We start from the raw sequence: 25,726 nt of genomic DNA on the forward strand, positions 1-25,726 counted from the left end.
CGCCAGGCCGGTGGCGAGGCACAGTAAGAGGGCAACAGCCAGCCGGCGGTTTCGCCGGAGCCAACCTCCGAGGCGCCGGCGGGGCGGCAATTTGCGGGAAGTGCCGGAGCGGAAAGCTATGCGGCGCGGCCGGGACCCACCCGATACGAAGGACAGGGACGGTGCCCCTGGCGGTGCTGGGAAGCTGTCTGACGGGCGGCTGTGATGGGCCATGACGCCACGCTATGACGGTCCCGCGCGGCGGCGTCAGACCTGGGCGCGGCTATGTGGATAACAAGCTGAGTCGATAACAGGATGCGCGGACAACGCACTGCATGGGCAACGCCCAGCCGGACAGCCGCTGGCGGGGTCGGGAATCCTAGCTGGCCGCAGCCGACGCCGTCACGGCAGGCGCAGGTGCTGCCGGGGCGGGTGCGGGGGCCACTGTGCTGCCGTTGGCGGCGCGGGAGTCGGTCCGGTAGAAGCCGGAGCCCTTGAACACGACGCCAACGCTGTTGAACTTCTTGCGCAGGGTCCCCTCGCATTCCGGGCAGGATGTCAGCGAGCTGTCCGTGAAGGGCTGCACGATCTCGAAGGCGTGGCTGCAGTCCTTGCAGGCATATGCATAGGTGGGCACTGGGTTCCTCCTCAGGGGCAAACGAGTAGGTCCTTCGACTGCAGCGGGCGGGGCGCCGTCACCATAACCGGTGGAGCGGAACCAAGCGTTTTGAATCGTGCATTAGCAGTCTCAGGGCCTGAGTGCCAATTCTAACACCCGCCGGAGTGCTCCTCGGTAAGCGCTGTCAGCCGGACCAGACCACCGGGCGTCAGGGCGGAAGCCACCTTCCGGTCGAAGGACTCCGCCGGAATGCTGCCGGCGGGCAACACCTCGGTGTCGAAGACGACCGCCGCCGTCGGGACCGGGGCGGTTTCCGCTGCGGCGCCGCCCCGGCGCAGGGCTGCCAGGGCGGCAAGGAATTTGTCGTAATAGCCGCCGCCCTGGCCGATCCGGTTGCCTGAAAGGTCAAGGGCGGTGGCGGGCAGGAATATCCCGGTCACACCCAGCATTACGGACGTGCCGAGTCGCTCACCGGCAGGCTCCTGGATGGGTGCGTAGCGGCTGCGGACAAAGGCTGACGCGGGGGTCCAGTACACCCAGCTCAGAGCGAGGTCCGGTTCGCAGACCGGGAGCAGCACGCGATGGCCGGCGTCGTGCAGGGCCGCCAGGAGGGGCATGGTGGGCGGCTCGGAGCCGACGCCGAGGTAAGCGGCAAAGGTGCTCTGTCCGGCGTCGGCCAGTCCCGCCGCCCACGCCAGCCCGCGGCGGGCCAGCGCATTACCGGCGGCGTCCAGATCTGCCGGCAACAAGGCGGCCCGGCTCAGCCTGTGCCGGGACCGGATCTCGTCCTTGGTGGTCATGCGATGGCGTCCTTTCGGCTGGGCGGCGCCTCCGCGCCCGACGGGATGCCGCGGCAGACATGCCGCCGCGACAATTACCTGATGTTTGCCCCCTCCGCTAGATTAGTCGAGTGACCACACCAAACGCCTCAGTTCGCAAGGCCGTCATCCCCGTTGCGGGCCTCGGCACCCGTTTCCTCCCCGCCACCAAGGCGATGCCGAAGGAGATGCTGCCAGTCGTCGACAAGCCGGCCATCCAGTATGTGGTCGAGGAGGCCGTGAGTGTCGGCCTGAATGACATCCTGATGATCACCGGACGCAACAAGCGGGCGCTCGAAGACCACTTCGACCGGGTGCCCACCCTGGAAGCGACGCTGGAGGCCAAGGGCGACACCGCCAAGCTGGAGTCCATCCAGGCCACCAGTAACCTCGGCGACATCCACTACGTCCGCCAGGGCGACCCGATGGGCCTTGGCCACGCCGTGCTGCGCGCCAAGCAGCACGTCGGCTACGAGCCGTTCGCCGTCCTGCTGGGCGATGACCTCATCGATGCCCGAGACGATTTGCTCAGCACCATGATCGAGGTGCAGGCGAAGACCGGTGGCTCCGTCGTGGCCCTGATCGAGGTCGACCCCTCGCAGATCAGCGCTTACGGCTGCGCCGACGTCGAGGCGGTTGAGGGTGAGGAGTACGTCCGGATCAAGCAGCTCGTGGAGAAGCCGGACGTCGACGAAGCCCCCTCGAACCTGGCCATCATCGGCCGCTACGTCCTGCACCCCGCGGTCTTCGAGGTCCTCGAGCGGACCGAGCCCGGCCGCGGCGGCGAAATCCAGCTTACCGACGCCCTGCAGGAACTTTCCGCCGGCGAAGGCGAAGGTTACGGCGTGTACGGCGTCGTCTTCCGCGGCCGCCGCTACGACACCGGCGACAAGCTGAGCTACCTCAAGGCCTGCGTCCAGCTCGCCTGCGACAGCGAGGACCTCGGCCCCGGACTGCGCGAATGGCTGCCCGGCTTCGCTTCCAGCTTGACGAAATAGTTCCGTGGGGGGCAGCTTCACCTGGCCGGTGACGTTGGAGTGCGGCGACCTTGTGCTGCGTCCCATCCGATACCGGGACCGCAGGGAGTGGAGCGAACTGCGGGCCCATAACGAGCAGTGGCTGGCCCCCTGGGAAGCGTCCAACCCGGTTCCCGGCGGCGGGTTGCCCGACTACCGCCAGATGGTGCGCTCGCTCAAATCGCAGGCCGCCCAGGCCACCGCGCTGCCCTTCGTCATCACGGCCTGGACGCCTGGCTTCAAGGACCCTGTGATCGTGGGGCAGTTGACAGTCTCATCCATTGTTTGGGGATCGGCCATGATGGCCACGCTCGGCTACTGGGTCGACCGGGACCGCGCGGGCCACGGCATAGCACCGACCGCCGTTGCGATGGCCACGGACCACTGCTTCCGCACGCTGGGGCTGCACCGGATGGAAATCAATATCCGGCCGGAAAACCGGCCGAGCCTGCGGGTGGTGGAGAAACTCGGGTTCCGTGACGAGGGATACCGGCCGCGCTTCCTGCACATCAACGGGCAGTGGGCGGACCACCGCACCTTCGCCCTGACCGCTGAGGAAGCACCCGAAGGGCTCCTGGCCCGGTGGCTGGAAAACCGTCCCGCGTAGCCATCGCCAATACGCGGCTGACCAGCGCTTTCGTCATATATCCAGTGATTTGGCAGTTGTCTCGCGACACACCGACGGCAATGCCGCATGCGTCGTCGTCTTGCTCATACCGTTTTGATTGTGGACTTCCCTCTTAGCAGCTCAGTGATCCTTGTCATTGTTGTTGCGCTCTGGCTTGTGTGGGTGGCCCCCTACATGCTCCGGAATGGCCGCCCCCGGCTGCAGCCGGCGGGTGAATTCCTGATGGACGTCGTAAATATAGACAAAACAGACCCCCAGGCCGGATACGTCATGAAAATGGCGGCCCCGCAGGAGAAACCGATGACGAGTACGCAGCGGCCCCAGTCCGCCCCGAGTTCCCTTGACCTCGACGGCGATCGGAAGACCGCAGCGGCCGGCCCGGCGTTCCGGATCCGCTACGGCCGTTTGGCCCTCGCTCTGCTGGGTCTGCTCTCGCTGCTTACCGGCGTCGTGTCCGGTGTCCTGCGGCTCTTCGGGGTTGGGTCCGGCTGGCTGCCCGTCCTGACGCTGCTCGGTGCGGCCGCCGCGGTTGTGTCGCTCCGCAAGCTTGCAGTGCGGGATCGCCGGCGCAGAGTCGATGCTGCGTTCCGCTCGGCCATGGGCTCGCCGGCGCGCGGCGCCGGAACGGAACCGCGCCCGGACCGGGCAGCCGTCATCCCCGAAGCGGGGCCGGCGAAGGAGAGCCCGCTGTTCGACGCCGAAGCCGGCGCCACGGCGCTCCCGGCCGCCGCTAAACCCCTAACAGCCGACGAACTTCGGCAGGCCGCCCTGGCCGAAGCCGCCGCGTCGGGCGACACTTCCGTCCGCCGCGTCGAAGATGCCGCCTCCGCGGCAAACTCCAGTTGGGAGCCCGTGGAGGTTCCGAAGCCAAGCTACGTAGAGGCGCCCAAAGCCGAACGCCCTGCTCCCGAGCCGCTGGACCTGCCGGAAGCCCCGAAGGCTGTCGGCAAGCCTTCGCTCAAGCAGGCCTCGGTCCGCCCGCCGGAGACGTCCGATGCCGAGTCCAAGCCGTTGGGTAAGGGCCAGAGCGCACTGAGCAACCTCGACGACGTCCTGCAGCGCCGCCGCGCCTGATCTGAGCTCCTATTTCCGCCCCGGGCGGCCGTCGCATCGGCCGGCCGGGGCTTTTTCATCCCTGCTGGCGGTAGCCTGACAAGCATGACCAGAATCTGCGTTGCCGGGGGAACCGGACAGGTGGGCCGCGAGGTGGTGCGTCTGGCAGTTGCCGCCGGGCACCGGGTGGCCGTGCTCAGCCGCAATATGCCCCCGCCCGGGTCTGCCGGTCACGACGACGGCGCGGACTACTTCCGCGGTGATGTGACGACGGGGGAGGGGCTGGCTGCGGCACTGGCCGGCGCCGACGTCGTGATCGATTGCCTCGAGGGACAATGGGGCAAGGCACTGAAGAACTTCGCCGACGGCGGAGCGAGGCTGGTGGCCGCCGCGCAGGAGGCCGGGGTCGCCAAGGCCGTGATGCTCTCGATCGTCAATTGCGACCGCAGCAGCGTCGGATATTACCGGTCCAAGGCGGCCAAAGAAGAGGTTTATGAGCGGTCCGGACTTGAGACGCTGGTGCTTCGTGCCACGCAATTCCATTCGTTGCTCGCACGCGTGTTTGGCGCCGGCGCCAGGGTCCGGCTTGTGCCCGTGGTGAAGGGTGCGCGGTTCCAGCCGATCGCGCCCGCCGAGGTGGCCGCCGGCCTGCTTGAGGCGGCGCTGGCCGCGCCGTCCAACGAGCGGCACTGCACCCGGACCATCGGGGGTCCCGAGATTGTGGGCATGCGCGAATTGGCCAGAAGCTGGCAGCACGCCTCGGGGTCGCGCGGACGCCTGGTGGCGCTGCCGCTGCCGGGCGGGATGGGCCAATACCTGCGTGCCGGCCTCAACCTGGCGCCCGCGGAACGACACGGCACGCAGACTTTCGAGGGCTGGCTGGCAATGCGGGCGGATAGTTTGTAGCCTAGGAACGTTGGAAACGCCGTTCCCCCGGGAACGGCTTTCTTACGGGGCTATAGCTCAGTTGGTAGAGCGCTTCGTTCGCATCGAAGAGGTCAGGAGTTCGAATCTCCTTAGCTCCACCATGAAAGCCCTTTGACCTGCTGAAACGTTCGGTTGGAGGGCTTTGCTTTTGATGTTTTTTGGTGCAACCCAACATTTTGGATCGAGGGATTACCCCACAACAGGCGGAGTAGTTGTCTTGACGGCGCGCGGGTATGGGTTACCCTCAAGCCCTCCCGTATTCGGGGATGTCAGTTGCACCGGCTGGTCTGATGCTGTCGCGGTGTACTTCGGCCTGTCAAGGCCGTTGTGCACGGGTGGCCTGACTTTGTGGGTCAGCCCGTGCTTCGTAGCAAAGGCTGGCCAGATCTGCTGGTCGCTGGATCCCGGTTCGGGCCGGTGCTGAAGCCTGGGTCTCGGTTCCGCGGGTGATGAATCGGTGCCCGAAGACCGGATGACACTTCAGAATCCGGCCGGGAGGTGTGGGAGATAGGGAGATTCAAGCTCAGCGTGTTCTGATTTGTCGAGTGTAAGCTCCAGCGCCGCCACGGCATCGCTGAGGTGCCGTTCGTTGGTGGCTCCTATGATGGGTGCGGTCACTGCCGGTTGTTGGAGGAGCCAAGCCAGGGCTACCTGTGCACGCGGGACGCCCCGCCGTTCGGCAACTCGGCCGACTGCGTCCACGATGGTCTTGTGGCCGTCCTCGTACAGCGTGGTCCCGAAGACATCCGTTCCGCTTCGCGGTGTTTGCCCACCCCACTGCCGGGCCAGCCGTCCCCGGGCGAATCTTTTTTCGCATGCCACCGGCCGTGCACGGCTTGTGGGCTTGTTCGAACAGCCCTGACCCGGCAGGCAGACAGTGGGTGGACGGTCCGGGCCTGCACGCGGCCCTGCCTTGAAGCTCCTGCACCCGGGGCTGCCCGATTTTCGGCGCCAGAGCGGAGCACGACTTTGTTCCCCGATGATTACAACTGCGTCCGGAGTGTGGAAGTCAACGGCCGCCAGATCGTCTATGCGATCTGGTTCTACGCAGAGCCCAGCCTCGGGCACTGGCCATCAAAGACCGTTGCCTTCGGGCGCGGAGTCAGTGTCTTCGAGTAAGCACTAAAGACACGCCGCGTGGCGCTGCGGGCACTATGGCCAGGCCTTCCCCCGGATATAGCACATCCGGCACAGCTGCCCATCAGGCTGCGTCCTGGGCGAGCAACAACTCCTTCCACATGATGCCGGGCGGCCCCAGCGGGAAACATGGCCCGCCCGTTTGCAGTGTGTTCCTTAGGCGGGAAGTTCGAGTTCCCAGTCCTTGACGTCCGCGACCGGGGCGAACAGGCTGGTGTCGAGCTCATCGAAGGCCAGGTTGTTCCGTACCCGGTGCGGCCAGTTCCGGTTCGCCAGGGCTGCCTTTCCGAGGGCGATCACGTCGGCAGCACCGTCACGGAGCAGAGACGCGGCAGTTTCGGGGTCGTCGAGGCTGCCGTTGGCGATCACGACAACTCCGGAGTACTTTTTGGCCAGGGCAGCCAGGGACTCAGCGCCGTCTTCGAATGCCGGGGCCGCTGCCCGGTATTCGGTGGTGTGGATAAAATCAATCCCGGTAGCGCCCAAGGTTGCAAAGATAGTCCGTGCTTCTTCGGCTCCTCCGCTCCACCGGTGGTCATTGTCACTGACCTTGGACTGGGAAACGCGGATTCCTACTGTCATGTCCGGTCCGACGGCCTCGCGTACGGCGCGGCAGATCTCGGCGGCGAACCGCACCCTATTCTCCGGTGAACCGCCGTAATTATCGGTCCTGTGGTTCAGGTAGTCGGTGAGGAACTGATCCAGGAGATACCCATTGGCGCCGTGGATTTCGACACCGTCGAATCCGGCTTCCCTGGCATGCAGCGCAGCCGTGACGAAACCTGCCCGGACCTCGTCCATCTGGTCCGTTGTGATCTCTACAGGGACACGGTAGGGGCCCTCTCCGCGATAGAACGCCAGCTGCTCGCCCTTGGGTGCCACTGCGGAGGGTCCGACGGTGGAGTCCACGAAACGGTTCCCCTGGGTCTGCGCGCCCGCATGCATGAGCTGGGCAAACATTTTTGCGCCGGCTGAGTGGACGGTATCGACGACCTTGGCCCAGGACTGTGCTTGTTCCTTGGTGGCGAGGCCCGGCTGGAACAGGTATCCCTGGCTGTATGCGGTGTCCGGGTAGATGCCTTCGGTGATCAATAGCCCGAAGCCACCGCGGGCATAGGACTCGTAGTAGGAGGCCATTCTCTCTGTCGCATGCCCGTCTTCGGTGGCGCTGATGCGCGTCATGGGAGCCAGGGCGACACGATTGGACAGCCCGGTGGCACCGATTTGAACAGGGGACCAGAGGGGTGCGAAATTCGGCACAAATATCTCCTTCAAGGGATGTGGGGGAAGGAACAAGGCAAGCCGCGTTGAAGCGCAACCCCTTAGCTACTGCCAACGACACAGCCCGGGCTTATATTTCCTGCACGGGCCGTGTTGCGGCCGTGGGCTTTGGAGCAGGCGTCAGGCGGAGGTGGTTGACGGGGTGCCTGGGTTGTCATCGTCACCTCTCCGTGTCCGGAGAAATGGTTGGAAGGTAGCGCCCCGATCCGAAGGTGCCTTCGGATTCTGCTCTGCAGCTGTGATCAGTGGCTTGCGCCGAGGGCTGTGCGGGCGTTCTGCCTGCGTTCAGCGAGTTCTTTGCGCGCCGCGAGGGCTTGATCCAGGGCGACGGCGACGAATCTTGTGGACGTACCGGGGGCGGCGCGGGCCAGCAGATCCATGTCGGCGCTGATGACTGTTCCCACCATGGCGTAGCCGCCGCCGGAGACGGCATCACGGTGCAGGATGATGGGCTGGGTGCCGCCGGGGATCTGGATGGACCCGACGGCGTAGCCGGCATCCACAATGTTGGACGGGTCGGAACCGGCACCGAAAGGCTGCTCCCGTTCTTTCCACGTGACGCCGGGGCCGGAGTATCGCAAACCCATTCGGTCGGCCACGGGGGTCACCTTCCACTCGCTGTTCAGGAGGTTGCCCAGCCCTTCGGCCGTGAGCCGGTGGTCATACAGGCCCAGCACGATCCTGACAGTCTGCTCTCTTGCGAAGAGCGGACGGAATTCTTCCGGAACAGTATCGGCGTCGGGTCCCGCTCCGCCATGGAACGGGCTGCCGACAGGAACCTGGTCGCCGGCCTCCAGCTTGCGGCCGTGGAATCCGCCAATCGCACCCAAACGGTTATTTCGGCCGCGCCCGGAATTGAATCGGAGCCCTGCTGTATCCGGGAAACTCCGCAGCGGTTGAGGCCCATGGCCCGTTAGGGCATGGGCCTCAACCGCCACCATGATCAGACGGTAGATACCGGTGATGGCTGCTCGGACGCTGTATTTCCTGGCTCGAAGGGCACTTCGTCCTGTCCAGTTTCTAGACCTGCACTTCATACCCGTTGCGGGATCGTTGACATCGCTGTCGACCCAGGTCGCTAAGGCGTGGATCCCTGGCGTCATGCAATCTGCGCCCTGCTGTCGTCCACGTGGCAGCTCGGTTATCGCGTAGACCACATCCGAGGATCTATCGAACGTGTTCAGGTCAGCCAACCCGAACTTTTGGAACATCTGGAGTGTCAGTCCACCTGTGCCGTCCAGCCGGCGGCAGTGATCGCCGCCGCGGCCGCGCTCTCGTCGTTGTCCGAGCTGTCACCGCTGATGCCCACGGCGCCCAGGATGGCGCCGTCGGAATCCCGGACCAGCACGCCGCCGGGAACGGGGATCAGCCGGCCGCCAAGGGCAGCGGTGGCCGCCGCGATGAAGTACGCCTGCTGCTCGGCCCGCTCCATGATGGACCGCGAACCCATGCCGAGGGCCAGCGCCCCGTAAGCCTTGCCCTGGGCGATCTCGAAACGGTTGTTCGAGGCTCCGTCCTGGCGGGCCGCGGCGGTAACGTGGCCGCCGGCGTCAAGCACAACGACGGTGAGGGGTTTGAAGGCGTGCTCCTGGCCCGCGGCGAGGGCTTTGTCGATGATGGTCCGGGCTGATTCCAGGGTCAGGTTCATGATGCGTTCCTTGCCAGGTTGCCGGCATTTTTGTGCGCGGCCCGGCGCCGGTGCAGCACGGGCTCGGTGTAGCCGGACGGCTGGGCCGCGCCCTCGAGGACGAGTTCACGGGCGGCGAGGAACGCCTCGCCGTCGAACGCGGGGGACATCGGCGTGTAGCTCGGGTCGGAGGCGTTTTGTTCGTCGACGACGGCGGCCATCCTCCGCAGCGATGCCTCCACATCCTCCCGGGTCACGATGCCGTGCAGCAGCCAGTTCGCGACGTGCTGGGAGCTGATGCGGCAGGTGGCGCGGTCCTCCATCAGGGCGGTGCCGTGGATGTCGGGCACCTTGGAACACCCGACGCCGTCGTTCACCCAGCGCACGACGTACCCCAGCGTGCTCTGGATGTTGTTATCCAATTCGTTGCGCCGGTCCTCCTCCGACCAGCCCGCCGGGTCGCCCAACGGGATGGTGAGCAGCTGACGGAGGGTGGAGCGGCGCTTTCCGGCGAGTTCGGCCTGCCGGGCATCGACGTCTACCTGGTGGTAGTGGATGGCGTGGAGGGTGGCGGCGGTGGGTGAGGGGACCCAGGCGCAATCCGCGCCCGCGAGCGGGTGGCCTGCCTTCTGGGCCAGCATGTCTGCCATGTTGTCCGGTGCGGCCCACATGCCCTTGCCGATCTGGGCGCGTCCGCTGAACCCGCAGGCAAGTCCGATATCGACGTTGGCGTCCTCGTAGGACTTGATCCAGCTGGAGTTGCGCATGTCCGCTTTGCGGACCATGGGTCCGGCGAGCATGGAGGTGTGGATCTCATCTCCCGTGCGGTCCAGGAACCCGGTGTTGATGAACGCAACGCGTTCGCGTGCCTCGCGGATGCAGGCCTTCAAATTGGCCGATGTGCGGCGTTCCTCATCCATGATCCCGATTTTGAGGGTGAGCGGGTCGAGCCCGAGCACTTTCTCGGTGCCGGCCAGCAGTTCGCAGGCGACGGCGACTTCGGCGGGGCCGTGCATCTTCGGTTTGACGATGTAGACCGAGCCGGCCCGGGAGTTGTGCCCGGCGTGGGGGCCGCGCAGGTCGTGCACGGAGCCGAGGCCCGTGAACAGGGCGTCGAGGATTTCCTCGGGAACCGGAGCGCCGTCAGCGTCCAGGACGGCGTCGCTGGTCATCAGGTGGCCGACCTGGCGGATGAGCAGCAGTGACCGCCCCGGCAGCGTCAACTCCGAGCCGTCGGCTGCGGTGTACGTCCGGTCCGGGTTGAGCCGCCGGGTGTGCGTGCGGCCGCCCTTGGTCACATCGGCCGTCAGCGTGCCCTGCATCAGCTGGAGCCAGTTGCGGTAGCCCTCCACCTTGTCCCCGCCGTCGACCGCGGCGACCGAGTCCTCAAGGTCCATGATCGTGGTCAGAGCGGATTCCAGCACGATGTCCTTGACGCCGGCCGCGTCCCCGGAGCCGATCGGGTGGCTGCGGTCGACCTGGATTTCCACGTGCAGGCCGTGGTGGACCAGCAGCACGGCCTCGGGCTGGCCGGCCTCGCCCCGGTAGCCGGCGAATTGTGCCGGGTCGGCCAGGCCCAGTTCGCCGTCCGGGGTTTCGGCGACGAGGGCGCCGTCCGTGATCCGGTAGGCGGTGACTGCGGTGTGGGATCCGCCGGCCAGGGGAGTATGTTCGTCCAGGAAGCGGCGTCCGAACGCAACGACGGCGGCGCCCCTGACCGGGTTGTAGCCCCCCGTGTGCCCGCGGCCTTCCGCATCGTCGATGGCGTCGGTGCCGTATAGCGCGTCGTAGAGCGAGCCCCACCGGGCGTTGGCCGCGTTGGCGGCGAACCGGGCATTCAGCAGCGGGACCACCAGTTGGGGTCCGGAGACGGTGGCGATCTCGGTATCCACGCCGTTGGTGCTGATGCTGAAGTCGGTCGGTTCTTCAACCAGGTACCCGATGGACCGCAGGAAGTCCTCGTAGGCCTTCGGATCCAGGGACGTCGAGCCCTGCGAGCGGTGGTACTCGTCAATCTGGCTTTGCAGCAGCTTCCTGACATTCAGTAGTTCCCGAACCCGTGGCGAGAAGTCGGAAATCAGGGCGGCGGCGCCGGCCCAGAACTGCTCGGCGTCGAGTCCGGTCCCCGGCAACGCCTCGTCCCGGACGAAGGAGTAGAGCTCCTCCGCGACGTGGAGTCCGTTTGTCTCCATGTGATTCGGCATTCCGGTCACGCTCCGTTCAACTTTCATAATGCGGAAGAAATATATCGATTTATAAAAGGTAGCCAAGGCCTCCATGGCTGTCAAAGCCGTTCCGCGGGTTCATTGGCGGCAGCCCGAATGGCTGACATCAACCATTGACTGTGATCTAAATCTCACATATGGTCTATCCACAAAACAAGAGACAACCTTCACCATGTGGAATTTTTTGCCGTGGTTGGATTCTCACCTCGGGCCGCCCGGCCCACTGTTGCCCGGAAACAAAGGAGTTTTTGTGAGTCCAAGGTTTGAGCCTTTTCAGCAAATCATCGATCCGATTGCCGGGTCTCTTGCTGTCTCGGCGGTGGTTGCCGCGCTTCCGCTGCTCCTGCTTTTCGTCCTGCTCGGCGTCTTCCGGGTAAAGGCGCCCAAGGCCGCTATAGCCAGCCTGTTGCTCTCCATAGTGCTGGCCATCGTGGGCTGGCGGATGCCGTTCGGCCAAGTGCTCAGCGCCACCGCCCAGGGCGCCTTCTACGCCATCTTTCCGATTCTCTGGATCCTCATCAACGCCTTGTGGGTCTACAAGCTGACGGTTGCCACGCCATGGTTCGAGGTTCTAGGCCGGACCATCCGCTCCATCTCCAACGACCTGCGCATCCTTGCGATCCTCGTTGCATTCTGCTTCGGCGCGTTGCTGGAGGCGCTGGCCGGTTTCGGCGCGCCGGTGGCCATTTCCGCTGCCATGCTCGTAGCCGCCGGCATGAAGCCGCTGAAGTCGGCCATCGTGGCACTCCTGGCCAACACCGCCCCCGTCGCGTTCGGAGCGATGGCAGCTCCGATCATCGCCCTCAACGGCGTAACAAACATCCCGCTGCATGACCTCGGCTCCATGGCCGGCCGCCAAACCCCCTTCGTCGCGGTCCTGGTCCCGCTGATCCTCGTCTTCATCGTCGACGGCAAACGCGGCCTGCGGCAGACCTGGCCGGTGGCGCTGGTATCCGGAATAGTGTTCGCTGTGGCGCAGTTCCTCGCCTCGAACTTCCTTGTCGTCGAACTCACCGACGTCGTCGCCGCCATCGCGACGGTTGCAGCGGTGCTGCTGATGCTCAGGTTCTGGCAGCCGGCCGAAATCGTCGGAATGCACAACGTCAAAGGCAGCGACTCCGCAGAGGTGTCGCTGGTCAGTGCCGGCGCTCCCGCCCGTACCGGCTACGGCACGTCCTCCGGCCTCGGAGGTGTCAGTCGCAACGGCGAACCCGTCGACGTCGGCGGGGCGGACACGCCAGCAGGCGCTGCCGTAAGGCCGCCGAGCAAGGAGGTATGGATGGCAGTTGCCCCGTACCTGATCATCATGGCCGTGTTCTCCATCGCCCAGTTGCCTGATGTGAAGAACTGGCTGACCGCCGTCGGCTCCGTCACCTTCGAATGGCCCGGCATCGACGCTGTGGACTCCGCCGGGCACCCGGTCGCGGCCCACAAGTTTAAACTGGACCACCTGAAAGCCACCGGCACATTGCTGCTGATCTCAGGCCTTATCACCATGGCCCTTTACAAGCTCAAACCGCTGCCGGGCTTCCGTATCTACCGCGACACGCTGTTCCAGCTGCGCTGGACCATCGTCTCGGTCACGTCCGTCCTGGCGCTGGCGTTTGTCATGAACGTGTCGGGCCAGACGAACTCGCTCGGCATCGCGCTGGCCTCCGCGGGCGGGTTCTTCGCCTTCCTCTCGCCGCTGCTCGGCTGGATCGGCGTGGCACTCACCGGCTCGGACACTTCCTCGAATTCACTCTTCGGGCAGCTTCAGGTCACCGCCGCGCAGCAGACCGGCCTGTCGCCAACGCTGATGGCAGCCTCGAACTCGTCAGCCGGGGTGCTGGGGAAGATGCTTTCGCTGCAGAACCTGGCCGTCGCGTCGGCCGCCGTCGGCCTGGACGGGGCCGAAAGTGTCCTGTTCCGCAAGCTGCTGGGCTGGAGTCTGGGGCTGTTGGCATTCATCACCATCCTCATCCTCCTGCAGTCCACACCAATCCTGGGCTGGATGGTTCCCTAGGAAACGGCCGGGCCCGTTACGCCGGAGTCCCGGCCGACAGTTGCCCGGCGGAGCCGGGTGAAGAACGTCAAGCACACGATGGAGAGCAGACCTGTGAGTACTACCGCAAACGACATTAACGCGCAGGCGGGGGCGGCGCTCCTGGCCGCGGCCAGGCACGGCTCCGCCGACGAAGCCGACCGGATAAGCGTCAATACCGACCGGTCCGGGTACACGCCGGGAACGCTCCCGGACGGCGTTGTATACGCCACAAGCGTCGAGGACGTCGTCGAGACCATGGTCCGTGCGACAGCGGGACGCATCCCCATCGTCGTTCGGGGCGCCGGGACCGGCCTCGCCGCTGGTTCCTCCGCCCAGGCCGGCGAGATCGTCCTAGACCTTTCCAAAATGAACCGCGTGCTGCGCGTGGACCCGCTGGAACAGCTCATCGTCGTCGAACCTGGTGTCCTCAACGCCGAGGTCAATGCCGCCGCCGGCGAGCACGGCCTCTTCTACGCCCCGGATCCGGCCAGCACCGCGATCTGCTCCATCGGCGGCAATATTGCCACCAACGCCGGCGGCATGCGATGCGCCAAGTACGGCGTCACCCGGGAATCCGTGCTGGCCTTGAAGGTCGTCCTGCCGGACGGCCGGATCCTGGTGACCGGCCGCGAAACCATCAAGGGCGTCACTGGCTATGACCTCAACGCCCTGTTCATAGGCTCGGAGGGAACCCTCGGCGTGGTGATCGAAGCCACCCTCCGGCTCCGGCCGCTCCCGGTCTCGACTGCGACCGTCGCGGCCTTCTTCCCGGACATTGTCACGGCCGCCCAAGCCGCGTCCGCCATCATCGCTTCCCGGATCACGCCGTCGGTGCTTGAGCTCATGGACGGGCCTACCCTGGCCGCCGTCGATGCCGCTCTGGGGACCGACTACCGGAGCCGCGGCGGAGCCTTCCTGCTGGCGCAGACCGACGGATACGGTGCCTTCCTGGAACAAGACGTGCTGATCCGGGCGATCGAGCCCTTCGCCACGTCCTATGAAAAAGCCACCGACCCGGAGCGCACCGCCGAACTCCTGCGGGCCCGCCGGGAGGCGATCCCGTCCCTGGAACTGCTGGGCGACGTCTGCATAGGGGACGTCGGGGTGCCGCGCGGCCATCTAGCCGAAATGGTGACCGGCATCGAGGAAATCTCCCGCCGCACCGGTGTTCGGATATTCACCGTCGCGCACGCCGCCGACGGCAACTTGCACCCCATGATCGTGCTGGACGAGGGCCAGCCCTCCACGGAGGGGCCGGCGAAGGCCGCGCTGGGCCAGATGTTCGAGCTGGCCCGCAGCCTGGGCGGCACGCTGACCGGGGAACACGGCGTCGGACTGCTCAAACGCGACTGGCTGGTCGACGAGCTGGGCGACGATTCACTGGGCGTGCAGCATGCGATCAAGAAAGTCTTCGACCCGCTCGGCATCCTCAACCCAGGGAAGGCAATATAGGGAGATCAACTCTTGAAGAGGAGGCTCTGCGAACCGTCGAGCGGCAACCTGGAAGGGTCGTCGCAGATTTCGACGACGGCCGGCGGCCGAGAAGCTTGGTAGTCCAGTGAGTCCACGCTGCCAAGCGCTGACGCCGCAGCAACTCCTCATTCGTAAAGTGAGTTTTTCCTGGTGAATAAAAGCTGTCGACGTCAACCACCAGGAGTCGGCGGAGATAGCCCTTTTTCGTCGCCTTATCCAACTCGGCGCTCTCCGGCGGCGTCAGCCCGAGGCGCGTCGCCGGCGACGCGTCCGCCCATCCGGAAGCAACCACTGGCGGCACACCCGCAGCGGCGATAAGGACGTCACCGTCATCATTGACCTGACCCCGATCAGGGACGGCACCGGCCCGTCCCGCCTGCTGGACGTGGTCGAGGGCCGCTCAAAATAGGTCTTCGCGACCCGGCTGCAGGAACGGTTTTAGTGACCGGTCCAGTTATAGTCGCAGAGTTCCAGGCATAACGAAGGGCGCACCGCTGTGTCAGCCGTGCGCCCTCCGCCTGCGTTCTGGTCAGTCCTTCTTAAAGGCGTCCTTGACCTTCTCGCCGGCCTGCTTCAAGTCGCCTTTGGCCTGGTCAGCTTTGCCTTCAGCCTTCAGGCTATCGTCGCCGGTGGCGGCGCCGGCAGCTTCCTTGCCCTTACCGCCAGCTTTCTCAGCAGCGTTCTCAATCTTGTCGCCTAGTCCCATGGTGTGTCCTCCTCTGGTTGGCGGCCGATCAATCCGGCCATACCCCATCCTAAGCATACTTAGCATCAGGATTTCAAGTGGGAGTTTGTCCGGGCCGGTGGAGACAGTCCGTTGCCCCTGCCCGCGAGGCCCCCGCTGCATACGCCGCGGCGTATTTCCAGCCTGGGGGATCGTGGGAAGTGTGTCACCTACCCTGGGCTGCCGCCGGTCTACTTGCGGTGGCCGTCAGGTTTGTCCGCGGCTCGAGGGGATCGGGCCGGATCGATTCGGCAAGCTGAAAGGCTATTCGGAGATCGCGTTGGGCGCCGTCTTGCCGGCGCCCTTCGTTCCACGTCGCTTGGTGGGGCAGGGGCTGGGCGTTTTCTCCGGTTCGTTATTCCCCGCGGCTGCTGTTCATCCGCGGCCCCGTCAGCCTGCGAACCGGCGCGGACCGCCACCTTCATCCAGGCCCTGCGCCAGCTGCCAAGTGCCGAAGCATGGGTGACGATCCCGGAGAACCAGCTCCGTAAGCTTGATTACCTGCGCAACTCGATGACCTCGTCGGAGGCGACGGGACATCCCATCGTCATCGGCGTCCACGAGGCATCCTTAGCGCTGCCGGGGCCCGGCATTCCTTGCTTGATGCAAGGCAACAAGAGCCACGGCGCTTGCCGTGAGCCGGAGGGCGTTGACCCTGTACCACTTCGTCAGCAAGGGTTTGCGCCGCATCTCGCTCAGAGGCTGCGGGCTGAAGAACAGCCTGGGGTTGACGGAACGGAGCAGATACACTGTGGCCGCCGCGCCCGCCGTCGAGCTCCCGGCCGCCACGGCCAGCCACGCCCGGCCGCCGGAACGGTTCCAGCCAGCCAAGAGGGCCGCGATGGCGGCAGGTGCGTTGAGCGGGCCGATCAGGACGTAGTAGCGCCCGGGGCTTCCCGGTCCGAAGGGGGACCGGGGCAGGTCAGGGGTGGCTTCCGCCGCCGCGACCCGGTCCGGGACTTTGACGACGGCCTCGTAAAGATTGCCGAAAAACCAGTGCGCGTGACTGAACGCTGCGACGCCCAGGAGGCGGTCAGCGAGCACGCCCCGGGGGTCTGACGTCTGTGCCATGTCCACAATCTACTCCGCACGGCGAGCTTCGGACCAGCAACTGCGCGCCCGCCCAGCGTCCGTCGCCCGTTCCGGTCCCCGCCATCCAGGACATCGGGACGTCACTCACTCGACTGTCGGGTATGTAAGAATCTATCTATGCATGCAGATAAGCAAATATGCGGCCGGGAACCCGACAGCCAGTACGTGGAGCTTGCCGTCGAGGTGTTCGGCATGCTGGCCGATGCCACCCGGGTCAGGATCATCCTTGCCCTGCGCGACGGTGAACTGCCGGTCGGCCGGCTCGCCGAGATAGTCCATAAATCACCGGCGGCTGTGTCCCAGCATCTGGCAAAAATGCGCTTGGGCCGGCTCGTGACCACCAGGCAAGATGGAACGCGCGTGTTCTACCGCCTGGAGAACGAGCACGCGAGCCAACTCGTCACCGATGCCATCTTCCAAGCCGAACACTCCCTCGGTGGCATCCCCCGCCACCACCACGCCGAAAGCACGGACATGTCATGAGCGCAGGCCACGGTCACCTCCATCCCGGCGCGACGGCCGCACCCGGCCACTCCCAGCCCGGCGACTCCGGACACGGCCACGACCATGGCGGTCACGGACACGGCCACGAGCATCCGACCGGGATCAAGGGATTCTTCTTCAGGCTATTCGTCCCGCACACGCACGACGCCGCAGACTCTATCGACGACGCGCTCGAGGCTAGCGTCCAGGGTGTCCGGGCAGTCAAAATCAGTCTCTTCATGCTGCTCGGCACCACCGTCCTTCAATTCATTGTGGTGCTCATCAGCGGATCCGTTGCCCTGCTGGCTGACACCATCCACAATTTCTCGGACGCCATGACGGCGGTGCCGCTGTGGATCGCTTTCATTCTCTCCCGCCGTCCGGCAAACCGCCGCTACACCTACGGCTTCGGACGGGCCGAAGACCTGGCCGGCCTCTTCATCGTCGTCGTCGTCGCGCTGTCCGCCGTCGTTGCCGGCTGGCAGTCCATCGACCGGCTCATCCACCCCCAACCGCTGCATAACCTGTGGTGGGTGGCGGCGGCAGGGCTGGTGGGTTTTGCCGGCAACGAGGCGGTGGCCGTTTACCGGATCCGCATTGGGCGAAAAATCGGATCAGCGGCGCTGGTTGCCGACGGTGTGCACGCCAGGATGGACGGCTTCACCTCCCTCGCTGTGGTGCTCGGTGCTCTCGGGGTGTGGGCCGGCTTCCCGCTGGCCGACCCGATCGTCGGTTTGCTGATTGCCGCGGCCATTATCGTCCTGCTGTGGGGAACCGTCCGGAGCATCGGCCGCCGCCTGATGGACGGCATCGAACCCGAACTGGTGGAGAGAGCCAGACAGGCCCTCTCCACCACCCCCGGAGTTGAGTCCGTCCCGGCGCTGCAGCTCCGCTGGATCGGCCACCGCCTCCAAGGCAATGCCACCATCCAGGTCGCGGACATGACCATCTCGGCCGGCCAGCAGATCGTCCGGGACGCTGAGCACCGGCTCGGGCATGCGCTGCCGAACCTTGACGGGATGTCCGTCCGCGCCGCCACGGAAGCGGCCGATGTCTCGGCCCCACCCGACCTTCCCGCCTCCCTCCGCTAGCGGACCCAGAACCGGGAATGCAGCTTTAGGCAGTCATCCAACGGTGTCCTCATGACCGGCCGAAGGTACAAACTAAGTAGACCGATGTTTCGTTGGCGTTGCTCATTACCACCGGCTCCGCCTGCCGCGGTCAGGCTCAGCACAGATACGTCTGAATCACCACACCAGGGAAACGGAGTACGTCATGGAATCTTTGCCTCTTGTTGTCCTGGTGCTTATTTTCGCCGCAGCCGCGGCAGTGATCTGGGTGGCCGGAATACAGCTGTCCAGACAAACCGATGTACTGGACACCCGGTTTCATCTCGGGTCCGCTCTTGGCGGGCTGATTCTCTTAGCCATCGCCACGAACCTCCCCGAAATCGCTATCACTTTTAGTGCGGCCGCGGCCGGGAACGTCGGAGTAGCGGTTGGCAACATCCTCGGCGGCATAGCCATCCAGACAGTGGTCCTCGTTGTCCTGGATACCTTCGGAAACAAAGGCAAAAAACCTCTCAGCTACCAGGCGGCGTCCCTGTCCCTGGTTATCGAGGCCGTCACAGTCATCGGCGTGCTCGCAGTGGTCATCGCTGGAAGCCAGATGCCTCCGGGCCTGGTCCTCTTTCGGCTTACCCCCGCAACTGTGCTGATCGTCCTGATCTGGGTGCTGGGTCTTTTCCTTGTGCAACGATCACAGAAGTCCCTCCCGTGGCACAGTCAGGGCCACGCCCCTAACAGCCAGGCGCAACCCCAGGGGCACAGCAAGACCAGCAAGTCAGGCGGCGATAAGCAACCCGGCGCGCGTAAGGCGACGCTGATTTTCCTACTCGCGGCCGGTGCCACCCTCGGCGCGGGAGTAGTGCTTGAACGTAGCGGGGAGGCCATCGCCGGGGACATCGGGCTCTCCGGCGTCCTCTTCGGCGCGACTTTCCTTGCATTGGCAACCTCCCTGCCGGAAATCTCCACCGGCCTGACGTCCGTGAAACAGGGCGACTACAAGCTGGCCTTCAGCGACATATTTGGCGGCAATGCTTTCCTACCGGTTCTGTTTCTCGCGGCCGTCCTCATCTCCGGAAAGCCCGTGCTCCCGCAGGCGCACGCGACGGATATTTATCTCACCGCCCTCGCGATCCTTCTGACCCTCGTCTACATGCTGGGCCTGATTTTCCGCCCAACACGCAAAATTATTGGGATGGGCGTCGACTCGCTCGTCGTCCTCATGCTGTACCTGATTGGAGTCGCAGGACTGTTTGCCGTTGCCTCAACGGGGTAACACCGTCTTCCCGTACGAGAGTTGGGGGAGCATATCGACCGCCACTCAATCCGGCCGGGTGCGATTGCCCGCGGTCACGCCTCAAGAGGTTTTCGGTCGGACGGCCAGGACGGGACATGGTGCGTGGTTGATGACCTGGGTCGAGACCGAGCCGAGGTGTAAGCCGGGAAATCCGCCGTGACCCCTGGAGCCGACGATAATCAGATCCGCGTCCTGGGCGGCGCCGAGTATCGCTGACGCCGGTGAATCACTGTGGACAAGCTGCCCGCTGGCGGTCACGCCTTCTTCTGCGGCGGACTTCAGCGCCTCAGCCTGCAGCGTCCCTGCGATTTTCTCTGGAGACTCTTCAGCGGCAATTTCACCCGCCGCCGTTTCCAGCACCGCCGGGTACCACGCCATCGGAGGCTTGCTCCAGGCCGTGATCAGGCGGAGCCGGCCGTTGCGCTGGCGGGCCTCGTCGACGGCCCAGTTCAGTGCTGCCTGGGAATGTTCGGAACCGTCAAAACCAACCACAATCGTGAATGAGCTGATACTGGTCATTGTCTTCACCTTTCACTGGCCTCAATGAGCATCCTAGACCCCGCGTTCGGGGCGCCGTTCTGAGTGGGTAGTGCTACGGTCGGCACAGGCACGGACGCTGGCCGTCACTGCCATACAGATTGGGCGCACGACATGGATAGCGGACCTCCGACAGCCAAGGCGGCGTTTCATCCCAGGACGGCCGCGCGACGGGACAAGGGGCTGGGCAGGCTCCGCCTGCGTGATGCGGTGGCGATGGCGGTCGGGGGCATGATCGGCGGGGGCATCTTCAGCGTCCTGGGCGTGACCGATGCACTTGCCGGCCATCTCGCCGTCGGAAGCTTCGTGACCGGCGGGGCCATCGCCATGGTGACCGCGCATTCCTTCGCGGCGCTCTCGGAAAGGGCCGGCCGCTCCGGCGGCCTCTTCGTCTACCTGCACAATGCCGGGTTCCCGCGAACCGGCTCCTACACCTCCTGGCTGCTGATGTTCGGCTATCTGATCGTATTAGCGGTCTACGGGTTCACCTTCGGCCACTACGCGGCGCACGCCTTTGGTTTGCCGGGGGCCTTCGCGAACGGATTCGCGGTCCTGATCCTGCTGGTGTTTCTGGGGATCAACCTGCGCGGCGTGGGCGCCTCGGCACTGTCCGAGGACCTCGTTGTCCTGATCAAGGTCGCGGTCCTGGCCCTGATCTCCGCCATCGGGTTTGCGCACTTCTCCCCGGAACGGCTTGCCCCGCTAGATGACAAGGGCCTGGCCGGGGCCATCGTGGCATCGGCATCGATCTTCGTCGCCTACGAGGGATTCGAACTGCTCGCCTACGACTATGACGACCTGGTCAGGCCGCGCTGGACACTGCCGAGGGCCCTCTATCTCTCGGTCGCGATCGTAGCCCTGGTCTACGTCACCGTGACGATCGGCTCTCAAATGCTGGTCAGCGACGAGGTCATCGTGGCCCAGAAGGAAGTCGCGTTCGCCGCAGCCGGTCAGGCGGCCCTCGGGCCGGCGGGGTACTGGATCGCGAGCCTGGGCGCGCTTCTGGCGGCGAGTTCTGCGATCAACGCCACCCTGTTCTCCACGGCCCGCCAGATGCACGAGATCGCCCAGGCAAACGAGCTACCGGCGGCGTTCGCACGGACCCGGGCCGGTCTGCCCGTCACCGCGCTCGTCTTTCTGGCAGTGTTCGGCGGCGCCTTCGCCATGCTGCCGGACATAACGGCGCTCCTGATCTTCGGATCGGCGGTCTTCCTGGCCGTCTTCGGAGCCACCAACCTCCTCGCCGCCCTGGTCCTGGCAGGGTTCTGGACCCGGCTGGTCAGCGGTACCGGGTTTCTGGCCTGCCTCGGCGCCCTGGTCGTCCTGGGGATACAGCTCATCCTCCACGACCAGGCCACGCTGCTGCTCATCGGAGTGTCGCTGGCCTCCGTCAGCATCCTGCACCTCGCCTTTAGCTGGCAGCAGAAACGCAATCCGCGAAGCGGTGCAGTCTAAACCAAACCAGCGACTGAGGAACGACCGGTCCTGGCTCTGACAACCCGCAGTTGCGTGCAGGAGAATAGGCACGTTCGAGGCTCCTTTGGCGGGGGAACCGCTTGAGGATCCCGAATATGCAAGTGGGGCCCAGGCCTTTACCCGTAGACAGCCCGTGCAGGCGAGCGTCGGATTTCAACACTCCACGAGCAGCCCCCCAACTGCAGAGTCGGCCGGAAGTATTCGCCCGGTCTCGTCGGCGCGGGTGTAACGGGTGGCGGGTCGGGGCCTCGATGGTCGCTGCGGCACACCGCCGCGAATTCGGGGGCTTTCCTTAGCCACCGGCTGGGGCTGAGCGGTCGGTCCGAGTATTCCTTCGGCGCGCCGGAGGTTCATCCAGGCTTTGCCGCAGGAGGGCGCGCAGTGAACTGCCTAGCGATGACGACGTCGGTGGAGGAATGGGCGAGGATGGACAACACGATGACGAGTGCCACCAGGTGAAAGAGCTCATCGGAGCGCTCCACCCCGGATTCGAGGACGAGGAGTCCGTAGACGACGGAGGCGAATCCCTTGGGACCGAACCACATGGCCGCGAGTTGCTCCTTAGCCGGCAGCCCTGTGCCGAGGAAGGACACCAGCAGCGCCAGTGGCCTGGCCGCCACGATGGCGAGGGCTGCGAAGACCCACCCTTTCAGGGCGATCTCGCCGAAGAGGAACGTTGGAGTGATCAGGGTACCGAACACCAGGATGGCGGCGAGCTTCAACAGTTCGGATACCAACTCTCCGAATTGTTCGAATTCTTCCCGAAAGCCAGAGCCTGCTGTGGCGACAGTTATTCCGGCGGAGAACGCCGCCAGGAAGAGATTGGCCCCGGTGACCAGACAGATGGATAGCACGAGCAGGCCGATGGATACGGCAACCAGGGGCTGTAGGCCCTTTGTGGCCTTGAGGAAAGGCAGCCGTTCGAGCCAGATTACTGTCAGGGGGACGAGAATGCCGACAAGCAGTCCCAGGCCGATTTCTTCGGCAAGCACGGCGAGCCCGAGATCGGTACCCCCGCCCACGGCGAGCAGCACAAGGACGACGGGAAGTGCCAGCCCGTCGTTAAGACCCGACTCAACGTTCAGCAGGTGGCGCAAGCGCCCCGGGACTTCCTTCCGGCCCACGATGGCCGCAGCGAAAACCGGATCCGTCGGTGAAAGAACAGCGCCCAGCAGGAGGCTTTGAAGCCAGGGTAACCCTACGAGGAAATGAGCGAGCAAGGCGGTGATGATGAGCGTCAAGGGAAGCCCGAAGAGAAGGGCTCGTCCAGGCAACCGCCATGCCCTGCGGAGGTCGGTCAGCCCTACCTTCATCCCGTCGGTAAACAGGACTGAGAAGAGGGCCAGTTGGGACAGCACGCCGACGGCAGGATCGCCGGACTGTATGGGGACAACGTTGAGCATTCCCGGACCCAGAAAGAAGCCGCCCAGAAGAAACAACACTGCTGTGGACAGCACCGTGCGGCTGGCGAGCTCTGAGATCAGAACTCCGAGCAACAGCAATACCGCAAAGGCGAGCGTCAGAACAGGAACCACAGGAGTTTCCCCAATCGGGCCCTACTTTTCGCCTGAAGGCGCAGGAACCGAAGGGCCACGTTAACGTCAGGGGTGGCCGCGACGCTGCGGCCACCCCTGACAGCCTAGGCAGGAAGTGCGATGGACACAACAGGCCTGTCGGACTTCTCGCGGCTGACGGGTCGGCCGGACAACGGGCGCGATTACGGCATCACTCTGCGGGCCGCGGGTGATCTATTGCCGAGACCAAGGCCCAGGCCAAGGCCGAACCGCCTGGCCGGCGCCGGCCTTGGCCGCGGTTGCAGCCGTGGTTTTGGGCGGTGCCCTTCCTGCCCTGGATGCCTCAGTGGACGGGCGGCTGCCCGCAGGCGTGGCGGTCCTTCTCTTTGGCGGCGGTCCCGAGGCGGCAGGTCTGTGCTGCAGGCTATTGCCTGGCCGCTGGCGCTTGGGGCCGAACGTCCTCGGCCAGCTCTCCGCGCTGCTGTGCCGGTTGGCCGACCGCAACCCGGGCCCTGACCTGCTCGCCGATGAGGCTGGAAATGCCAGGGTCATCCTCGTCCAGCCCGGGTTCGGGGACCTGCTGGACCTTGCGGTGGGACAGGTCAGGCTTTACGGGAGGGATAGCGCCGAGAGTCGCGACACGTCATGATGCCGGACGAGATTCAATGGTTTGCGGGCAACCAAATGCATCAGCAGCGTCTGCCCCGGTCTTCCACGGAGAGGGACACTAGGAGTAAGGGACGCTGCCGGAAAGCCCCGGACCCCGGATGGACATAATAATGTGTCCTGCTTCAGCGACTGCGGCCTCAGAACCGCGTGTATGAGGTTTGGCGGGTAGGTTTCATGGTGAAAGGCGGGGCACGCTATGACAGGTGACGGAGTGGCGCACGGGCTGGGTCTTTGCAGGGCCGGTTCTTCGATGACTAAGTGCCGGGGTCCGTGGAGGTGTTTGGCGCCGAAACGGTCAGCGAGGCGGACATTCTGGCTTTCGCGTCCCGCTTCGACCCCCAGGGCATTCATACCGACGCCTCAGCGGCCGCCAACGGCCCGTTCAACGGTCTGATTGCCAGCGGCTGGCACACGATGGCTGTCATGATGCGGATTCTGGTCCGGTATTGCCTTAACGAGGTGGCAAGTCTGGCATCGCCGGGAGTTGACGACCTGCGCTGGCTGATGCCGGTCCGTCCCGGGGATGTACTCTCCCTTCGATGCACTATTTTGCAGGCACGGCCTTCACGGAGCAAACCCGACCGCGGGCTCGTGCACACAGCTATCGAGATCCTCAACCAGAACCACGAAATGGTGGCGACCTTTACGATGATGAATCTTATCCGCCGCCGCCCCGGCCCGGTCCCGTCCGGGGCGGGCGGGTGAGCCGCGCGTTCCGCTGATCAGGACAGGTCTTTGCCCGGCGTGACAGCACTGACCATGCCCATCCGGCCAGGGCGTTTCGGCACCGTGGCGGCCTGGGCGGGAGAGGCAGGTCAGGTATTGTTCGTTTCTGGTCCGGGCCGGTGGCCGGCGCGTCCTGCCAGGAATATGGTGGCCAGCGTCAAGGTGGCGGCGGTTGCGGTGAAGAGCAGCGCCTCAGGGTAGCCGGTGTACGGGGCCAGGAGGGCGATGAGGTACGGTACGGCCAGGCCGGAGTACGCCAGACTATAGAACAGGGCGACCACAGCGCCGAGCTCCCCGGGCGCGGCGATGTCCTCGACCTCCCGCAGACCCACGATGAGACAGACTCCATACCCCGCGCCGAGCAGCAGGGCCGCCACCGCTGCGGCGGGCATCCCGGGGGAGGCCGTGGCAAACGCAGCCGCCGCGCAGCCGGCGGCGATGGTGCCAAGGCCCGTCATCGCCGGGGCGGTCCCGCCGCGGGATGCTCCGGCCTGGTGCAGGCGCCGGCCCAAAGGCTGCGACATCACGCCCGCTGCGAGGGCTCCGGCGGCGAGCATCCCGGGGAAGGCCACGCCGAGGACACCGGTCGGGCCGGTCGCATGCGCCGGGAGGGTGGTGAAGGCCAGCGTGACGCTGCCGAACACCCATGGCGCCATGGGTACGACCACGCGCAGGAAACGCGCCGAGGACACCGAGGCGGGCAAGAAAGGCGTCCGGGAGGCCCGCGCGCCGATTTGCGGCAGCGTTTCGCGTGCGCGCGGGAGCAATACCAGGGCGGTACCGGCCAGGGCCAGGTGCACCACGTAGGGCAGAACCTGTGGTGCGGGCCCCCATTGGGCCAGCAGACCGGCGACGAGAGGGCCGACTCCGAACCCCGCAGTCAGCGCCAGCGCGGCCCGCCGCGCACCCGTGCCGGATGCGCCTTCCCCGGAGAGCTCCTTCACCCAGGCTGTGCCGGCAGTAAAGACGGTCCCGGATACGACGCCGGTGAGCAGCCTGCCCGCGTATAACCCGGCAACGCCCCACTGACCGGTGATCAGTACTGCTGATGCCAGCAGCGACAACGCGGTAAAGGCCAGCATGACCGGACGGCGTCCCCTGGCATCGCTGACCCTGCCGCCCAGGATCAGCCCCGGGATCAGGCCCAAGGCGTAGACGCCGAACACGGCCGTCGCTTCCGCATCCGAGAGGGCCAGCGTGCGGCGATAGAGCGCCAGCAGGGGAACGAACTGGTTCGCCCCGTAACCGGCGGTGAACATCGCCAGCGCAGGCCAGCGCCACGAACCCCTCATGGACAAATTCCTTTCAAGCAAGAGTCACCTGCCACGACCCCAG

Annotated in this window: 24 protein-coding genes and 1 tRNA gene; 13 read left to right on the plus strand and 12 right to left on the minus strand. The window is 65.4% G+C overall.

Annotated features, from left to right (window positions below):
- Window positions 1-358: 358 nt before the first annotated feature.
- Together ABIB14_RS03305 and ABIB14_RS03310 are read right to left on the minus strand one after the other, a co-directional pair.
- Complete coding sequence (locus tag ABIB14_RS03305) at window positions 359-616, minus strand: FmdB family zinc ribbon protein (RefSeq protein WP_354234052.1); 258 nt, start codon at window positions 614-616, stop codon at window positions 359-361.
- A gap of 131 nt (window positions 617-747) precedes the next feature.
- Window positions 748-1,398, minus strand: a complete 651-nt coding sequence (locus ABIB14_RS03310; RefSeq protein ID WP_354234053.1) for a 5-formyltetrahydrofolate cyclo-ligase — start codon at window positions 1,396-1,398, stop codon at window positions 748-750.
- A 110-nt stretch (window positions 1,399-1,508) separates the two neighbouring features.
- Between ABIB14_RS03310 and galU the strand changes: the two genes are divergently transcribed.
- The 5 genes from galU (at window position 1,509) to ABIB14_RS03335 (ending at window position 5,141) form a co-directional block, all read left to right on the plus strand.
- On the plus strand, window positions 1,509-2,414 hold the full coding sequence (gene galU / locus ABIB14_RS03315; RefSeq protein WP_354234055.1) for a UTP--glucose-1-phosphate uridylyltransferase GalU: 906 nt from the start codon (window positions 1,509-1,511) through the stop codon (window positions 2,412-2,414).
- Window positions 2,415-2,418: 4 nt separating this feature from the next.
- Window positions 2,419-3,039: a GNAT family N-acetyltransferase gene (locus tag ABIB14_RS03320; protein WP_354234057.1), complete on the plus strand. Its 621-nt coding sequence runs from the start codon at window positions 2,419-2,421 to the stop codon at window positions 3,037-3,039.
- Between the two features lie 120 nt (window positions 3,040-3,159).
- Window positions 3,160-4,134, plus strand: a complete 975-nt coding sequence (locus ABIB14_RS03325; RefSeq protein WP_354234059.1) for a hypothetical protein — start codon at window positions 3,160-3,162, stop codon at window positions 4,132-4,134.
- Window positions 4,135-4,218: 84 nt separating this feature from the next.
- Window positions 4,219-5,019 (plus strand): SDR family oxidoreductase, encoded by an 801-nt coding sequence (locus ABIB14_RS03330; protein WP_354234061.1) that lies wholly within the window; start codon window positions 4,219-4,221, stop codon window positions 5,017-5,019.
- A gap of 46 nt (window positions 5,020-5,065) precedes the next feature.
- Window positions 5,066-5,141 (plus strand) — tRNA-Ala (locus tag ABIB14_RS03335).
- Between the two features lie 379 nt (window positions 5,142-5,520).
- Here ABIB14_RS03335 and ABIB14_RS03340 read toward each other — a convergent pair.
- From ABIB14_RS03340 to ABIB14_RS03360, 5 genes are all read right to left on the minus strand, one after another.
- A complete protein-coding gene (locus tag ABIB14_RS03340; RefSeq protein ID WP_354234063.1) occupies window positions 5,521-6,108 on the minus strand; it encodes an aldo/keto reductase in 588 nt (195 codons plus the stop codon).
- 225 nt (window positions 6,109-6,333) lie between these two features.
- A complete protein-coding gene (locus ABIB14_RS03345; RefSeq protein WP_354234064.1) occupies window positions 6,334-7,437 on the minus strand; it encodes an oxidoreductase in 1,104 nt (367 codons plus the stop codon).
- Between the two features lie 263 nt (window positions 7,438-7,700).
- Window positions 7,701-8,288, minus strand: a complete 588-nt coding sequence (locus ABIB14_RS03350) for a 5-oxoprolinase subunit C family protein (protein ID WP_354234066.1) — start codon at window positions 8,286-8,288, stop codon at window positions 7,701-7,703.
- Between the two features lie 389 nt (window positions 8,289-8,677).
- Window positions 8,678-9,106, minus strand: a complete 429-nt coding sequence (locus ABIB14_RS03355; protein ID WP_354234067.1) for a GlcG/HbpS family heme-binding protein — start codon at window positions 9,104-9,106, stop codon at window positions 8,678-8,680.
- Complete coding sequence (locus tag ABIB14_RS03360; RefSeq protein WP_502909596.1) at window positions 9,103-11,277, minus strand: malate synthase G; 2,175 nt, start codon at window positions 11,275-11,277, stop codon at window positions 9,103-9,105. The genes ABIB14_RS03355 and ABIB14_RS03360 overlap by 4 nt, the downstream gene beginning before the upstream one ends.
- A gap of 283 nt (window positions 11,278-11,560) precedes the next feature.
- Between ABIB14_RS03360 and ABIB14_RS03365 the strand changes: the two genes are divergently transcribed.
- Both ABIB14_RS03365 and ABIB14_RS03370 read left to right on the plus strand, forming a co-directional pair.
- Entirely contained in the window at window positions 11,561-13,315 is a 1,755-nt protein-coding gene (locus tag ABIB14_RS03365) for an L-lactate permease (protein WP_354234069.1), read from the plus strand.
- Window positions 13,316-13,393: 78 nt separating this feature from the next.
- Window positions 13,394-14,788, plus strand: coding sequence for an FAD-binding oxidoreductase (locus tag ABIB14_RS03370; protein WP_502909598.1), 1,395 nt, complete (start codon window positions 13,394-13,396; stop codon window positions 14,786-14,788).
- Window positions 14,789-15,338: 550 nt separating this feature from the next.
- Here ABIB14_RS03370 and ABIB14_RS03375 read toward each other — a convergent pair.
- Window positions 15,339-15,515: a CsbD family protein gene (locus ABIB14_RS03375; protein ID WP_354234071.1), complete on the minus strand. Its 177-nt coding sequence runs from the start codon at window positions 15,513-15,515 to the stop codon at window positions 15,339-15,341.
- 588 nt (window positions 15,516-16,103) lie between these two features.
- Window positions 16,104-16,604 carry a hypothetical protein gene (locus ABIB14_RS03380; RefSeq protein ID WP_354234072.1) on the minus strand — a complete coding sequence of 167 codons (501 nt, stop codon included), beginning with the start codon at window positions 16,602-16,604 and terminating at the stop codon, window positions 16,104-16,106.
- Between the two features lie 138 nt (window positions 16,605-16,742).
- Here ABIB14_RS03380 and ABIB14_RS03385 point away from each other — a divergent pair, with 138 nt between their 5' ends.
- From ABIB14_RS03385 to ABIB14_RS03395, 3 genes are all read left to right on the plus strand, one after another.
- Window positions 16,743-17,108 carry an ArsR/SmtB family transcription factor gene (locus ABIB14_RS03385; protein WP_354234074.1) on the plus strand — a complete coding sequence of 122 codons (366 nt, stop codon included), beginning with the start codon at window positions 16,743-16,745 and terminating at the stop codon, window positions 17,106-17,108.
- Window positions 17,105-18,199 (plus strand): cation diffusion facilitator family transporter, encoded by a 1,095-nt coding sequence (locus ABIB14_RS03390; protein ID WP_354234075.1) that lies wholly within the window; start codon window positions 17,105-17,107, stop codon window positions 18,197-18,199. Before ABIB14_RS03385 ends, ABIB14_RS03390 begins: the two co-directional genes overlap by 4 nt.
- A 184-nt stretch (window positions 18,200-18,383) precedes the next feature.
- A complete protein-coding gene (locus tag ABIB14_RS03395) occupies window positions 18,384-19,448 on the plus strand; it encodes a sodium:calcium antiporter (RefSeq protein WP_354234076.1) in 1,065 nt (354 codons plus the stop codon).
- 81 nt (window positions 19,449-19,529) lie between these two features.
- On the opposite strand, the gene ABIB14_RS03400 is transcribed toward ABIB14_RS03395, so the two are convergent.
- Window positions 19,530-19,988: a universal stress protein gene (locus ABIB14_RS03400; protein WP_354234077.1), complete on the minus strand. Its 459-nt coding sequence runs from the start codon at window positions 19,986-19,988 to the stop codon at window positions 19,530-19,532.
- Window positions 19,989-20,120: 132 nt separating this feature from the next.
- Between ABIB14_RS03400 and ABIB14_RS03405 the strand changes: the two genes are divergently transcribed.
- Window positions 20,121-21,461, plus strand: coding sequence for an APC family permease (locus ABIB14_RS03405; RefSeq protein ID WP_354234078.1), 1,341 nt, complete (start codon window positions 20,121-20,123; stop codon window positions 21,459-21,461).
- Window positions 21,462-21,832: 371 nt separating this feature from the next.
- On the opposite strand, the gene ABIB14_RS03410 is transcribed toward ABIB14_RS03405, so the two are convergent.
- Entirely contained in the window at window positions 21,833-23,017 is a 1,185-nt protein-coding gene (locus ABIB14_RS03410) for a cation:proton antiporter domain-containing protein (RefSeq protein ID WP_354234080.1), read from the minus strand.
- Window positions 23,018-23,285: 268 nt separating this feature from the next.
- Between ABIB14_RS03410 and ABIB14_RS03415 the strand changes: the two genes are divergently transcribed.
- Together ABIB14_RS03415 and ABIB14_RS03420 are read left to right on the plus strand one after the other, a co-directional pair.
- Complete coding sequence (locus tag ABIB14_RS03415) at window positions 23,286-23,645, plus strand: DUF2254 family protein (protein WP_354234081.1); 360 nt, start codon at window positions 23,286-23,288, stop codon at window positions 23,643-23,645.
- 278 nt (window positions 23,646-23,923) lie between these two features.
- Window positions 23,924-24,370 (plus strand): MaoC family dehydratase, encoded by a 447-nt coding sequence (locus tag ABIB14_RS03420; protein ID WP_354234082.1) that lies wholly within the window; start codon window positions 23,924-23,926, stop codon window positions 24,368-24,370.
- Between the two features lie 110 nt (window positions 24,371-24,480).
- Here ABIB14_RS03420 and ABIB14_RS03425 read toward each other — a convergent pair whose 3' ends face one another.
- Window positions 24,481-25,683: an MFS transporter gene (locus tag ABIB14_RS03425; protein WP_354234083.1), complete on the minus strand. Its 1,203-nt coding sequence runs from the start codon at window positions 25,681-25,683 to the stop codon at window positions 24,481-24,483.
- Window positions 25,684-25,726: the final 43 nt, after the last annotated feature.

This window comes from Arthrobacter sp. UYEF3 (genome assembly GCF_040546245.1).
Taxonomy (GTDB): Bacteria; Actinomycetota; Actinomycetes; order Actinomycetales; family Micrococcaceae; genus Arthrobacter.

Bases quoted from the DNA above. Each gene is read 5' to 3' on its own strand.
- ABIB14_RS03355 (WP_354234067.1), bottom strand. From the start codon at position 9,106: ATGAACCTGACCCTGGAATCAGCCCGGACCATCATCGACAAAGCCCTC.
- ABIB14_RS03370 (WP_502909598.1), top strand. From the start codon at position 13,394: ATGGAGAGCAGACCTGTGAGTACTACCGCAAACGACATTAACGCGCAG.
- ABIB14_RS03425 (WP_354234083.1), bottom strand. From the start codon at position 25,683: ATGAGGGGTTCGTGGCGCTGGCCTGCGCTGGCGATGTTCACCGCCGGT.
- ABIB14_RS03405 (WP_354234078.1), top strand. From the start codon at position 20,121: ATGGATAGCGGACCTCCGACAGCCAAGGCGGCGTTTCATCCCAGGACG.
- ABIB14_RS03400 (WP_354234077.1), bottom strand. From the start codon at position 19,988: ATGACCAGTATCAGCTCATTCACGATTGTGGTTGGTTTTGACGGTTCC.
- ABIB14_RS03395 (WP_354234076.1), top strand. From the start codon at position 18,384: ATGGAATCTTTGCCTCTTGTTGTCCTGGTGCTTATTTTCGCCGCAGCC.
- ABIB14_RS03375 (WP_354234071.1), bottom strand. From the start codon at position 15,515: ATGGGACTAGGCGACAAGATTGAGAACGCTGCTGAGAAAGCTGGCGGT.
- ABIB14_RS03380 (WP_354234072.1), bottom strand. From the start codon at position 16,604: ATGGCACAGACGTCAGACCCCCGGGGCGTGCTCGCTGACCGCCTCCTG.
- ABIB14_RS03360 (WP_502909596.1), bottom strand. From the start codon at position 11,277: ATGGAGACAAACGGACTCCACGTCGCGGAGGAGCTCTACTCCTTCGTC.
- ABIB14_RS03330 (WP_354234061.1), top strand. From the start codon at position 4,219: ATGACCAGAATCTGCGTTGCCGGGGGAACCGGACAGGTGGGCCGCGAG.
- ABIB14_RS03310 (WP_354234053.1), bottom strand. From the start codon at position 1,398: ATGACCACCAAGGACGAGATCCGGTCCCGGCACAGGCTGAGCCGGGCC.
- ABIB14_RS03390 (WP_354234075.1), top strand. From the start codon at position 17,105: ATGAGCGCAGGCCACGGTCACCTCCATCCCGGCGCGACGGCCGCACCC.
- ABIB14_RS03385 (WP_354234074.1), top strand. From the start codon at position 16,743: ATGCATGCAGATAAGCAAATATGCGGCCGGGAACCCGACAGCCAGTAC.